Origin of the sequence: Commensalibacter communis (assembly GCF_947179015.1) — a bacterium.
In the GTDB taxonomy this organism is placed as follows: domain Bacteria; phylum Pseudomonadota; class Alphaproteobacteria; order Acetobacterales; family Acetobacteraceae; genus Commensalibacter; species Commensalibacter communis.
Genome location: NZ_CAMXCM010000001.1, coordinates 223,454 through 235,869, shown reverse-complemented (window position 1 = coordinate 235,869; position 12,416 = coordinate 223,454). Strand labels below are relative to the sequence as shown.

11 protein-coding genes are annotated in these 12,416 nt (G+C 38.6%); 5 read left to right on the top strand and 6 right to left on the bottom strand.

What is annotated here, in order from left to right; translation table 11 throughout:
• Positions 1 to 42: 42 nt before the first annotated feature.
• Positions 43 to 711 carry a hypothetical protein gene (locus tag PQG54_RS01155; RefSeq protein ID WP_271807697.1) on the bottom strand — a complete coding sequence of 223 codons (669 nt, stop codon included), beginning with the start codon at positions 709 to 711 and terminating at the stop codon, positions 43 to 45.
• 263 nt (positions 712 to 974) lie between these two features.
• Between PQG54_RS01155 and PQG54_RS01150 the strand changes: the two genes are divergently transcribed.
• Positions 975 to 2,159, top strand: coding sequence for an MFS transporter (locus PQG54_RS01150; protein ID WP_271789302.1), 1,185 nt, complete (start codon positions 975 to 977; stop codon positions 2,157 to 2,159).
• Positions 2,160 to 2,162: 3 nt separating this feature from the next.
• On the opposite strand, the gene msrB is transcribed toward PQG54_RS01150, so the two are convergent.
• A complete protein-coding gene (gene msrB / locus PQG54_RS01145; protein WP_271789303.1) occupies positions 2,163 to 2,558 on the bottom strand; it encodes a peptide-methionine (R)-S-oxide reductase MsrB in 396 nt (131 codons plus the stop codon).
• Between the two features lie 207 nt (positions 2,559 to 2,765).
• On the opposite strand from msrB, the gene gpmI reads away from it, so the two are divergent.
• Positions 2,766 to 4,292, top strand: a complete 1,527-nt coding sequence (gpmI, locus tag PQG54_RS01140) for a 2,3-bisphosphoglycerate-independent phosphoglycerate mutase (protein ID WP_271789304.1) — start codon at positions 2,766 to 2,768, stop codon at positions 4,290 to 4,292.
• Here gpmI and PQG54_RS01135 read toward each other — a convergent pair.
• Entirely contained in the window at positions 4,250 to 4,555 is a 306-nt protein-coding gene (locus PQG54_RS01135) for a hypothetical protein (RefSeq protein WP_271789305.1), read from the bottom strand. The two genes, gpmI and PQG54_RS01135, sit on opposite strands and share 43 nt — an antisense overlap.
• A gap of 49 nt (positions 4,556 to 4,604) precedes the next feature.
• Here PQG54_RS01135 and PQG54_RS01130 point away from each other — a divergent pair, with 49 nt between their 5' ends.
• The 3 genes from PQG54_RS01130 (at position 4,605) to PQG54_RS01120 (ending at position 7,803) form a co-directional block, all read left to right on the top strand.
• On the top strand, positions 4,605 to 5,633 hold the full coding sequence (locus PQG54_RS01130; protein ID WP_271789306.1) for a murein hydrolase activator EnvC family protein: 1,029 nt from the start codon (positions 4,605 to 4,607) through the stop codon (positions 5,631 to 5,633).
• Between the two features lie 122 nt (positions 5,634 to 5,755).
• Complete coding sequence (locus tag PQG54_RS01125) at positions 5,756 to 7,309, top strand: S41 family peptidase (RefSeq protein ID WP_271789307.1); 1,554 nt, start codon at positions 5,756 to 5,758, stop codon at positions 7,307 to 7,309.
• A 20-nt stretch (positions 7,310 to 7,329) separates the two neighbouring features.
• Positions 7,330 to 7,803, top strand: coding sequence for an RNA pyrophosphohydrolase (locus PQG54_RS01120; RefSeq protein WP_271789308.1), 474 nt, complete (start codon positions 7,330 to 7,332; stop codon positions 7,801 to 7,803).
• A gap of 61 nt (positions 7,804 to 7,864) precedes the next feature.
• Here PQG54_RS01120 and PQG54_RS01115 read toward each other — a convergent pair whose 3' ends face one another.
• The 3 genes from PQG54_RS01115 to PQG54_RS01105 are packed head-to-tail and all read right to left on the bottom strand — an operon-like array spanning position 7,865 to position 12,308.
• A complete protein-coding gene (locus PQG54_RS01115; RefSeq protein ID WP_271789309.1) occupies positions 7,865 to 9,448 on the bottom strand; it encodes a DHA2 family efflux MFS transporter permease subunit in 1,584 nt (527 codons plus the stop codon).
• Positions 9,445 to 10,545 (bottom strand): HlyD family secretion protein, encoded by a 1,101-nt coding sequence (locus tag PQG54_RS01110; RefSeq protein ID WP_271789310.1) that lies wholly within the window; start codon positions 10,543 to 10,545, stop codon positions 9,445 to 9,447. The genes PQG54_RS01115 and PQG54_RS01110 overlap by 4 nt, the downstream gene beginning before the upstream one ends.
• A gap of 50 nt (positions 10,546 to 10,595) precedes the next feature.
• Positions 10,596 to 12,308, bottom strand: coding sequence for an ABC transporter ATP-binding protein (locus PQG54_RS01105; RefSeq protein ID WP_271789534.1), 1,713 nt, complete (start codon positions 12,306 to 12,308; stop codon positions 10,596 to 10,598).
• Positions 12,309 to 12,416 lie beyond the last annotated feature (108 nt).

Below are 12,416 nucleotides of genomic sequence, written 5' to 3'. Positions count from 1 at the left end.
TTTATAATTGATTTATTATAACAAATCGCGCATAGAGCTTAGTCAGTTTTTTATTTGATTTTCTGCCCAAAAATCAATTAATAAGTCTTCAAAATGCACGACGGTTAACAACTGATCCTCATTAAGATCAGTATATTTTTCATATATTCTTGAGCTATCAATTATTTCAAAAGGAAGCGACATTATTTCAGCGCACTCCTCAATCATAAGCGATAACGCATATCCGTCAGGATCTGATAAAAGAAGGATCAACGCAGGAAGAAACTCGCCTTTTGACCAAAATATACTTTTATATCGAGAACATATTTCATAAATCTTTGTGCGCCATATTTGACGATCTTGAATAGATATTCCAAAAGTTAATTTATCACGGTGCTCATCAATAATAACAGTAATAGTCTTGATAAACGATGCAATTGTTAATACTGGTTTAAGAATTCTAATAAGACTAATTATAATAAATTTTAAAAGTGCAAATGTAAAAAGTAAACATGATAAAAAAACAAAAAAAAAGAAAATATTATTGTCTCGATCTATAAAAAAAGTGATCGAAGCAATAATTAAACAGAATACCCCAAATGATATAGAAATATCTACTTTAGTTGTAATAAAAAAACGACTATATGGGAAAATACTTCGTAATAAAACCGTTGATATACCCGTATCATCTGAGATATGTGCCAATATCGTATAAATTTGCTCGGAATTCAAAATATATCGACCTTTGTTTATAACAAGACCAAGCTTGATTTCCTTAGGAAAACTCTTTAGTTCATCAGAAAAATATTCTATAATTTTCTTTCAGATTTGTTCTTGAGCTTGTGAATTTATCTCGGTCATTTATTACTCATTTGATGAATCATCTGAAGCCGACAAATTGTATAATATATGCTCATCAAACAAAATAATATTCTATTCAATATTTCGAAAACAGATTAACATTTTATATATATTTAATATTCTATAGAACGATCATGAACCTGCTCCCATTAAATCTTCTTAATTTTTTTCTATCAGACGTAAGGGATGGATTAGGGCCTTTTCTAGCTATATTTCTACAACAACATCATTGGGAAGTTGATCAAATTGGGTGGGTGATGACCATCAGTGGTCTAACAGGAATGATTGTTACTACCCCTATTAGTACCTTGGCTGATATCATCCATGCTAAACGCGCTGTTATTATTGTTTCTGCATTAGTTATTATTCTCGCGTGTTGTTTAAATTATTTTTATCCTGTTTTTTATATGACTATATCGGCACAAATTTTAGCAGCTATTGCTGGGGCTGCTATTCCGCCTGCGATTAATGCAATAACCCTAGGATTGGTTGGGCAAAAAGGATACAATCATCAGCTGGGGCGCAATGAATCTTATAATCATGGTGGCAATGCTTTTTCAGCAATGATGGCTGGGGTTTTTAGTTATTATTTCGGATTAAAAGCTGTTTTTGCCCTCATGATTGTATGGACAATATTATCTATAATAACCATTCAATTTATTCGCCCTAAAAACATTAATTATCAAGCAGCCCGAGGTCTAAGTGAAACACATAAAGATCCTCAATCTATCTTGGATTTATTAAAAAAGAGATCAATGATAGTCCTCGCAATTACCGTTGCTTTTTTTCATTTAGCAAATGCTGCTATGCTCCCCTTATTAAGCCAAGCAATGGTTGCCAGAGGCACTGCAGGCAATCCTGGAGCTTATACAGCATTAACTATTATTATTGCTCAACTTACAATGGTTCCTATGGCTTTATTAGCTGCCAAAGTCGCACAAACAAAGGGTTATAAATCTATTTTTATCTTTGCCTTAATTGCCTTACCCGTCAGAGGATTGTTGGCTGGTTTCATCCAACATCCTGATATTTTAATCCCAGTACAAATGCTGGATGGTGTCGGTGCTGGATTGATGGGCGTTGCCGTGCCTGGTTTAACCGCTCGCATCCTTGATGGATCGGGACGGATTAATACGGGCATAGGCATTATTATGACAGTTCAAGGAATCGGTGCAGCCCTCAGCCCCTCTATTGCTGGCATCATTGCAAAAGATTGTAATTATGGCACAGCCTTTTTAGCGTTATCCATCATTGCCATCATCGGGTTAAGTTTTTGGCTGATTGCAAACACATCAAAATCATTTTCAAACATATCTTAATACTTAAGACTCTTCCTTTTTAAACTTCAACGAAATTCCATTGATACAATATCGCTCACCCGTTGGTTGGGGACCATCTGGAAAAACATGCCCTAAATGTGCTTTACATTTTGCGCAATGAACTTCTGTCCTTACCATGTGATGGCTATGATCGATTTCCGTCTCAACCGCATTATCGATAACGGTGAAAAAAGCTGGCCAACCACAACCACTATCATATTTCATATCCCCATGAAATAATGGCGTATGACACCCTGCACAATAATAAATCCCTGAGCGCGTTTCATAATTGAGCGGGCTACTACCTGGGGGTTCTGTCCCATGATCACGCATAACTCTTAATTGTTCAGCAGACAGATCAGAAACCCATAAAAACTCTTTTTTTGATTGGTTTGTCATTATAATATACCTTTATATTGTTCCTGATGATAAAAATTATCATATTCACTATAAAAAACATTTCTTCATTTTATAGAAAAAATTCACAAGCAATGTCTGTTATTATGTTATAGTCATCTCCATAATATTCTTACTAGTACATTCTAACATACACATTATAAAACATTTATTTGATTTTTTACTTGTTTCAAGGAATAGGATATCAAAATGACTCAAAATAAATATCGCCCAGTCATGTTAACCATTCTTGACGGGTTTGGATATAATCCAGAACGTAAAAATAACGCGATTGCAAACGCAAATACGCCTAATTTAGATTATTTATTAAAAGAATGTCCACACGCTCTACTTGAAGCAAGTGGCGAAGATGTTGGTTTACCTGACGGTCAAATGGGTAATTCAGAAGTCGGTCATATGGGTATTGGTGCAGGTCGTATCATTATGCAAGAGCTGCCGAAAATTGGCAAAGCAGTCAAAGATGGCTCTATTCTTCAAAAACCATTAATGGTTGAGTTTATTGATACCTTAAAGAAAAATGGTGGTACATGCCATTTGCTTGGATTATTCTCTCCTGGTGGGGTTCATGCCCATCAAGATCATGCAGTTGGTTTGGCTAAATCTTTACACGCAGCAGGCATCAAAGTTGCATTGCATATCTTTACCGATGGCAGGGATACCCCCCCTGAATCGGCTAAGGAATTTGTTACAGAAGCTTTAAAAGAACTCCCTAAAGAAGTGAAAGTTGCAACCGTTTCTGGACGTTATTACGCCATGGATCGTGATAAACGTTGGGATCGTGTACAAAAAGCTTATGACGCGCTGATCTCAGGTGAAGGTCCACATAAAGGGGATGCTTTATCGGCTATCACAGATTCTTATCATGAAAAAATTACTGATGAATTCATTTTACCAACTGTTATCGATGACTACCAAGGCATGCAAGATGGCGATGGTATTTTATCCTTTAACTTCCGTGCAGACCGTATTCGTCAATTAATGAATGCGTTCTTATTTCCTGACTTTGATGGATTTACTCGCTCCAAAATCGTTAAATTCTCCAAAGTTTTAGGAATGACGCAATATAGTGATGTTCTTACAAACTATATGGGGGTTTTATTTCCGCCAGAATCTATTGACAATGTCTTAGGTGAAGTGGTTTCAAAAGCTGGGTTAAAACAGCTTCGTTCTGCTGAAACAGAGAAATACCCTCATGTTACCTATTTCTTGAATGGTGGTCGTGAAGAACCCTTCCCTGGTGAAGATCGCATTTTGGTGAACTCACCAAAAGTTGCTACTTATGATTTACAACCAGAAATGTCTGCGCCCGAACTTACGTCTAAAATTGTAGAGGCAATAAACAGTCAAAAATATGATTTGATTGTGGTGAATTTTGCTAATCCTGACATGGTCGGACATACAGGAATGCTGGATGCTGCGATTAAAGCTGTAGAAGCTATTGACCAAGCATTAGGTGAAGTTGTCAAAGCGATCAAACAACAAAATGGTGCGTTGATTATTACCGCAGATCACGGAAATTGTGAAATTATGGTCGATCCTGTTACAGGGGAACCCCATACACAACATACACTTGATAAAGTTCCTGTCATCCTTGCGGGTGTTTCCGGAGTGAAGTTACACGACGGAAGATTGGCTGATCTAGCTCCTACTTTATTGCATTTAATGAATTTGCCTCAACCTAAAGAAATGACTGGCAAAACATTAATCTCAGAATAAAACGAGGGTTTTCTGAAAAAGACGACGCAATATCCCCTTTTTTCTTCAAAGCGGTTTTTAAAAATCGTTTTAAGGGGAAGTTGCGCCTTTTTCTTTTCCTCTGCTTTATTTTTTTTCAATAATTCTGCTGCTAAAGCAGAAAAACCAACGTCAGCAAAAGATGCCTTACAACAAGCAAAAGATGCACAAAAACGCTTACAACAACAAAAACAGCAAGCCACAACAGCATTAAAAGATTTAAAACAACAAAAAGAAAGCGCCATCAAACAAGCTGCTGAAGATCGTAAAAAGGCCGAAGCTCTTAATAATGAAATGCTTAAAGCAACCCGCGCACTACAAGAAACAGAAACAAAATCAGAAAAGCTGTCAGAACAAATTGAACAATTAAAGAAACAAATGGAGATTCTAAATCAAAAGCTCCAAGATGAATCAAAACAATTTTCTAAGTTCTTACCAGTTATTGAACGTCTTTCTCTATATCCAACGGATACCCTACTTGCAGCTCCTATCAATTCGTCCCGCTCAACGCTTGGTTTATCAATCATTAAAGGCGTTTCTGCTCAGCTAGAACAAAAAGCAAAAATCATCAAACAACACAAAAAAGAACTAAATGATTTACAAGTAAAATTAGCAGATGAGACATCCAAGTTAGAAGCGTTACATAAAGAACAAGAAAAGCAACGAGACCAGCTTGCAAATGCTACAAAAGAAGCCCGAGCCATTCAACAGCGTTCTGCATCCACTGCATTTAAAGTCTCTCAAGACGCCGCGAAGGCTGCTGCAAAAGCCAATACAATCAATGATGCTATTCAAAAGATTACTGCTTCAAAAATAGCCGCTGAAAGACGTTTAAAGGCAGAAGCCCTTGCTGCAGAGCATGCACGTAATCAAGCCAAAGCTGAAGCTGCTAAGAAAGAAATTAAAACTGTTACCCAAAGCAATGATGGCCCAGGTCTTAGCACATCAAGCAGCAAAGGTGCACCTGTTGCTGGTCGTATCGTTTCCCTGTGGGGCAGCTCAACCGATACAGGGCCAGCGCAAGGAACAACCTATGCCCCACAATCGATGGCTTCCGTCCGTGCGCCTTGTAGTGGACAGGTTGAATTTGCCAGTTCTTTTCGTGGATATGGTCAAATGATTATCTTAAACTGTGGAAAAAATTACCGCTTTGTTTTGGCGGGGATGGGTGCATTGAATGTTGGTGCTGGACAAAGTGTCAGCAAAGGTGTGATGATTGGACGTATGCCCGCATGGTCAGGATCCTCTGGTGCAGGACGCCCAACTTTATTCGTGCAGCTGCGCCGTGGGGAACGCACAATTAACCCTTCACCTTTTTTATAGATCGCTTTTTTTCTATTTTTATACTAGAAAAATTATATACAAACATTACAATGACATTTTTACTTTTTATCATTTACTTTAACGCTCCCCCATAAGGGATAGATTGTCAGGAGAAAATCAGCATGAAGTTCCGTAAAGGGCTGCTTGTAGGTACTGCTTTTTTAATCGCTGGTGTTGGGCTTGGTTCCCAGCTCGGTCAGTGGTCTTCTTTTTCTAATCATAGTTTAGTGGTCCAAGCGCTTGCTGAAGAAGTAAAAAAAGATCAAACTAACGCTGATAAAAGTGCTGAAACATATCGTTTATTAACTTTATTTGGTGATGTTTTCGAGCGTGTCCGTGCAAATTATGTCGAACCTGTTTCTGATCGTGATTTGATCACAAATGCCCTAAACGGAATGTTAACGGGTCTTGATCCACACAGTTCCTATATGACTGAAAAACAATATCACAATATGGAAATCCAAACCAAAGGTGAATTTGGTGGATTGGGGCTGGAAGTCCAAGAAGAAGATGGTCATATCAAAGTAGTTTCCCCTATTGATGGAACGCCTGCGGCTCGTGCTGGAATCAAAGCTGGCGACTATATTATTGCGATTGACGGAAAGAATATTGATGGAACCCCATTAAATACTGCTGTTGACAAAATGCGTGGTAAACCCAATACGCCTATTACATTGACTCTGTTGCGTTTAAAAACACCTAAGCCAATCAAAGTCACAATGACACGTGAAATTATTCATATTCAAGTCATTAAGTCGGCTTTGTATGGAAAAATTGGTTATATTCGTATTTCTCAATTCAACGAAGAAACCGAAAAAGGCATGCTGAAGGCATACGATAAACTACAAAAAGAAGCTGGCGGAAAATTGGCAGGGCTTATTATTGATCTTCGTAATGATCCCGGTGGGTTACTCGACCAAGCCATCGCTGTCAGCCGTGACTTTATCAAAGAAGGTGCTATTGTTTCAACAAAAGCCAGAGATCCAAAAGAAAATCATCGTTGGAATGCTTCCGGTAAAGATATTACCAATGGTTTGCCGATTGTCGTTTTAACGAATGGTGGTTCTGCATCAGCAAGTGAAATCGTTTCTGGTGCTTTACAAGATCATCGTAGAGCCATTATCCTTGGTGGTAAAACCTTTGGTAAAGGGTCTGTACAATCCATTATGCCAATTCCTGGAAATGGCGCGATCCGTTTAACCATTGCACGTTACTATACCCCTTCTGGTCGTTCTATCCAGGGGTTAGGTATTACGCCTGATATTCCTGTGCAAGATAGTTATGATGAACCTGAATTCAGCATCCGTGAAGCAGATTTGAACCACGTCATTAAAAATGAAGGTGGTAACAAAGAAAAACCCGTTATTCGAAACGATCTTCCTGCAATTGCGACCTCTATTCCTAAACAGCCACCTAAAAACTGGCCTAAATATGATTACAGTAAACCTGCAACTGACTTCCAATTACAGCAAGGGTTAAAGGTTGTTCGCTCTATGGCAGGTTTGCCTGTTGAAAAAGAAACACCTGTTCCTGAAATCAAACCAGACCCAGTGACACATCCGGATGTGTGGAAAAAGGACAAGCCCGCTGCAGCCACACCGAAGCCTGCGAATGAGAATAAACCTACTGATAATAAACAGCAGGCTCCTCAGACACATCAACCTGCTGCGCATTAATTGAAAGAATATAAAGTATTATGACTGACCTTCCTTATCGTCCCAATGTTGCTGCAATCATTTTTAATCCTAAAGGGAAAATCTTTATTGCACTTCGACATGATTTAGCTAAGGAAGGGATTTGGTCATTTCCTCAAGGTGGGATTGATGCCAATGAAAATCCTTCTGAAGCGATCAAAAGAGAACTTGCTGAAGAAATTGGCACAGATCAAATTGAGATATTAGAAGAATATCCGGAATGGCTTTCTTATGACTTCCCTCCTGATGTTCTCCTTAATCCGTTAAAAGGAAAATATAAAGGGCAAACTCAGAAATGGTTCGCTGTTCGTTTTACGGGAAAAGATGAGGATATCGATCTTGATAATCATGTCGAAAAAGAATTTGATGAGTGGAAATGGATCGATATCACTGAGTTAAAGACAATTAAAACAGGATATAAATATGATATTTACATGAAAATATCAGATCATTTTAAGAAATATACGCACATATAATTTATTTATCGTATGAATTTTATAGAAAAAGACATTCCCTAAAAGAATGTCTTTTTTGTTTCTATTTTGATTTTTTCTTTCTAGCAGTATATCCATCCAATAAAAAACAAATAGGCACGAAAGCGAATGCACAAAAACCAATAATCATAAAAACGTCGTTATAAGCTAAAATTGCTACTTGTTTTTGAAAATCTTTATATAAATATGACATTGCAACATTCGTCTGCTCATGAGCGGCATAGCCTGCCTGTTGAGCAGCGGCTTTCATATGTGCAAGATATTCATTAAATGGCTGATTTAATGGACTCATTGTATGTACAATATGTGCTTGATTAATCTGTCTCATATTCGTTACCAATGCTGTGGCACCAGAAATGCATAAAGCCCCTAAAACATTTCGAACCATACTGAATAATGCAGAAGCATCGGCATTATATTTGGCAGGAATGGTCATAAAAGCAATGGTCGATAAAGGTACAAACAAAAATGCTAAGCAAGCTGTTTGAGCAATCCGAAACAACACTAAATGATTAAAATCAAGTGTTGGGGTCAAATGTGCAGAAATAAACATTGATGTCCCCATCCAGAAAAAACCAAAAGCAATGACATATCGAATTTGCACAAAATTAATTAATCGACCCACCAAAGGAATCAAAATTACAATCACAATTCCCCCTGGGGTTAAGACCAAGCCAGAAAGAAACGCTGTATAGCCAATAATTTGTTGTGAGAATTGAGGAACAATAATAGCAGAAGCATAAAGGCATCCGCCCAGCCCCGCCATTAGAATACAACTTACTGCAAAATTACGATCTTTAAAGGCACGCAAATCAACCACAGGGTCTTTGGCTTTTAATAACCAAAAGATTGCCCCAACGATTCCAACAACAGCAAAAAATGCCAACCAACAAATCGCTGTCGATCCAAACCAATCTGCATCTTCACCACGATCAACCATGACTTCCAAACAAGCCAATCCAACAGTAATCAAGGTCAATCCGATAACATCGACGCTCTCTTTACGTTTTTTTGCCCAAGGCGGATCTTCCAGTAACATTATCACCGCAAAAATCGTGATAATACCAATAGGAACATTCAGGTAAAAAACCCAACGCCAAGAATAACTGTCTGTGATCCATCCTCCTAACGAAGGCCCTAAAATAGGTGCAACAACGGTTGCCATAGCCGTTAATCCAAAAGCTGCTCCTCTTTTTTCAGGTGGGAAAATATCTAAAATAATGGATTGCTGATTAGGTTGTAATCCACCGCCAAAAAAACCTTGCATCAACCGAAAAATAATTAACTCTCCAAGACTGCTGGCCATTCCACAAAGAAAAGAGGATAAAGTAAACATCCCAATACAAATCAGAAAATACCGTTTTCGCCCTAAAACACGTCCAAGCCATCCAGAAATTGTCAAAACCACAGCATTGGCAGCCAAATAAGAGGTCAAAGACCACGTCGCGTTATCGTACGTAGTCGACAATGTGCCTGCAATATGAGGCAACGATACATTCACAATCGTTGTATCCAAAACTTCCATAAATGCAGCAAGTGTGACTACCACTGCAATTAACCATGGGTTATGCTTTGGTTTCCATGTATTACGGTCAATGCTATCATCCGTAACGACCATTTCGCTCATTTTGTATAAACCGTTGGCACAACAGATAATCCTATGGCAAGAGGAATCTTCGGATCTAATCCCTTATCAATCAAGATTTTAACGGGAACACGTTGAACAATTTTTACATAGTTCCCCGTTGCATTCTCAGGAGGGAATGCGCTAAACACGGCGCCTGTCCCTGCTTGAATAGAATCAATATGTCCTTCTAAATCAAGAAATGGATAGGCATCAACTTCAATCTTAACTTTCTGCCCAGGGCGCATATCTGTAATTTGAGTTTCTTTGTAATTGGCAACAACCCACACTTCTGGTTCTACGATCGCCAACACAGACTGACCCGTGGTGACATAATTCCCCTGTTCAATATTTCGTTTTGAAATCCAACCATCATGAGGGGCTCTGACATCTGTCCAACCTAGATTAAGCTCTGCTTGGCGTAACTTTGCTTCAGCTGCTTCCAACGCGCCTTTTTGTTCATTAATTTGGCTATTATTGGTTTGGATATTTGCTTCTACAGGTTCGGCAATTAACAAATTACCTTCTGCTTTAATAATCTCTGCCTTAGCTTGCTCGTAACCAGCTGTTGAATTATCGATCGCTTGTTGAGTGGTAGCAGCTTTAACAATACTATGCTGCCTTGCATATTCTGTCTTAGCTTTGAAAGCCTGAGATTTAGCAATACCTAAATCACCTTGAGCAACTTTAAGCTTGCCCGGATAATTCTTTTTTGCGACTTCTAACATATATTGCGACGCAATATATTGCCCTTGCGCTCGGATTAAATTGCCTTCTGCCTCTTTCTTAGCAGCTTCATAATCTCTGGGATCAATTTTAAATAATAGATCACCTTTATGAACAAATTGATTATCATTAACCAAAAGAGCCGTAACATACCCATTCACATGCGGGGCAATATACACAATTCGCCCGGCAGTAAATGCGTCATCTGTATCAATATCATGGCGGGTTAACCACCAATATACACCAGCACAAACAATTAAGATTAAACATATTGCTATGATTAATAATTTTTTAAAAGAACTACCTTTTTTCTTTGCTGAGTTGTCGACTGCTGAAACAGATTCTTGATCTGTCTCATCCTCTGTTTGTGCCATTGATTTTCCTTTTAAAAGCAGTAATTTATTTTAATAAATAGACAATATAATTAACGATTCAAATCTTGTGTTTGCACTAGTCGTGCATATAACCCGTTATAATCCATTAATGTTTCATGATTTCCGTACTCTGCCACTAAACCATCACACATGACAACGATTAAATCAGCAGAACGCACTGTTGATAAACGGTGGGCAACAATTAACGTTGTTCTACCTTTTCGCAGCTTTGCCAATGCTTGTTGAACCATATATTCGCTTTCTGTATCCAACGCACTTGTTGCTTCATCAAGTAACAATAATCGTGGATTTCTTAACAAAGCCCTTGCCAACGCAACACGTTGCCTTTGACCGCCAGATAAAAGCTGCCCACCATATCCTACTCTGGTGTTCAAGCCTTGGGGTAAGTTATGAACAAATTGATTAATTGCTGCACCCTCTAACACCTCGTCAAGTTCAGCCTTCGTTGCATCAGATTTACCAATCAAAATATTGTCTACAATCGACATATCAAACAATAAAGGATCTTGTGGAACATATGCAATCGCAGCGCGTAATTCATCCATTTTCAGATCGCGTAAATCAACGCCATCAAAAAGAATACGTCCCTTTTGCACGTCATGTAATCTTGGAATAAGCGTTAATGCTGTCGATTTTCCTGCCCCAGAAGGCCCCACTAAAGCAACCGTTAGTCCTGATGCAACGTTAAAATCTAACCCTTGCAACCCCAATTGCCGCCCAGGATGAATGAAATGCACATCTTCGAATTTGATTTGTCCCTGACCTTCTGGCAAAGCGACTGTGTTTTGTTTATTTTTAATTTCGATTGGATCATCAATCATATTAAAGATACGATCCAACCCTGAAATCCCTTCTTGCATTGCTGCATTTAAGGAACCCAATGCCCGTAATGGACGAGCTGCTAGCAATAATGCCGCCACAAAACCAGAAAAGTCCCCCAGTGTCGCCCCACCCATCGCAGCGCGCCATCCAGCAAACCCAAGAACAGCAGCAACAGCCGTTCCGCCAAGAACTTCCATAATAGGATCAACTCTTGCTCTACCACTGATAATTTTTAATGTCGCGTCATAAAGCTGATCAAAGGATTGCCCCGTTCGTTCAATTTCCCGTTGTTCCATTCCATAAACACGCACTGTTCTGGATTGAGCAAATGTTTCATTTAATAAAGCTGCGGTTTTACCAATTTGCTCTTGCATATTTCCAGATGCACGGCGAACTTTTTTTCCTAGTTTTTGAATAGGAACCGCAGCAATCGGATATAATAATGCAGCAATCAAGCTAAGCTCCCAATCCATATAAAACATAGAAGCAATCAACCCAACAACGGTAATACTGTCCCCAAAAGCATTCACAACCCTAATCATGGCTTCGCGGATCGACAAAGCATCTGTGGTAAACCGTGAAGCTAATTGCGCGGGGGCTTCTTTTTCAACTTTGGCAACATCGGAATACACCAAATGTAAAAACATCTTCTTCTGAAGACCACGGATAACAACCAGCACCAATCCTTGAATTGCTAATGTCTGACCATATTGCGATGCAGCTTTGGCAGCGGTTACCATAATCACCAATAAAGGCACTTGATACAAAATTCTGGGATCGTTATCCTTAAACATATCTAATGCACGTTTAATCACCAACGGATATAACGCTGTCAGCCCAGCCATTATCATTGTTAACACGACAATAATTAAAATACGCTTTGGGTGCAGGCGAATTTCTTCTTTCCACAACCGCTGCATATAAGGCAAACTTGGGTTATTTCCAAATAATGACGATAAAATTGTTTTTTTCTTTTGGCTTATTGGTTTTTTCAGAATAGAAGTCACTATTGATTTTCTTTAAATATA

Bases quoted from the DNA above. Each gene is read 5' to 3' on its own strand.
- PQG54_RS01150 (WP_271789302.1), top strand. From the start codon at position 975: ATGAACCTGCTCCCATTAAATCTTCTTAATTTTTTTCTATCAGACGTA.
- msrB (WP_271789303.1), bottom strand. From the start codon at position 2,558: ATGACAAACCAATCAAAAAAAGAGTTTTTATGGGTTTCTGATCTGTCT.
- gpmI (WP_271789304.1), top strand. From the start codon at position 2,766: ATGACTCAAAATAAATATCGCCCAGTCATGTTAACCATTCTTGACGGG.
- PQG54_RS01135 (WP_271789305.1), bottom strand. From the start codon at position 4,555: ATGGCGCTTTCTTTTTGTTGTTTTAAATCTTTTAATGCTGTTGTGGCT.
- PQG54_RS01130 (WP_271789306.1), top strand. From the start codon at position 4,605: ATGCTTAAAGCAACCCGCGCACTACAAGAAACAGAAACAAAATCAGAA.
- PQG54_RS01125 (WP_271789307.1), top strand. From the start codon at position 5,756: ATGAAGTTCCGTAAAGGGCTGCTTGTAGGTACTGCTTTTTTAATCGCT.
- PQG54_RS01120 (WP_271789308.1), top strand. From the start codon at position 7,330: ATGACTGACCTTCCTTATCGTCCCAATGTTGCTGCAATCATTTTTAAT.
- PQG54_RS01115 (WP_271789309.1), bottom strand. From the start codon at position 9,448: ATGAGCGAAATGGTCGTTACGGATGATAGCATTGACCGTAATACATGG.
- PQG54_RS01110 (WP_271789310.1), bottom strand. From the start codon at position 10,545: ATGGCACAAACAGAGGATGAGACAGATCAAGAATCTGTTTCAGCAGTC.
- PQG54_RS01105 (WP_271789534.1), bottom strand. From the start codon at position 12,308: ATGCAGCGGTTGTGGAAAGAAGAAATTCGCCTGCACCCAAAGCGTATT.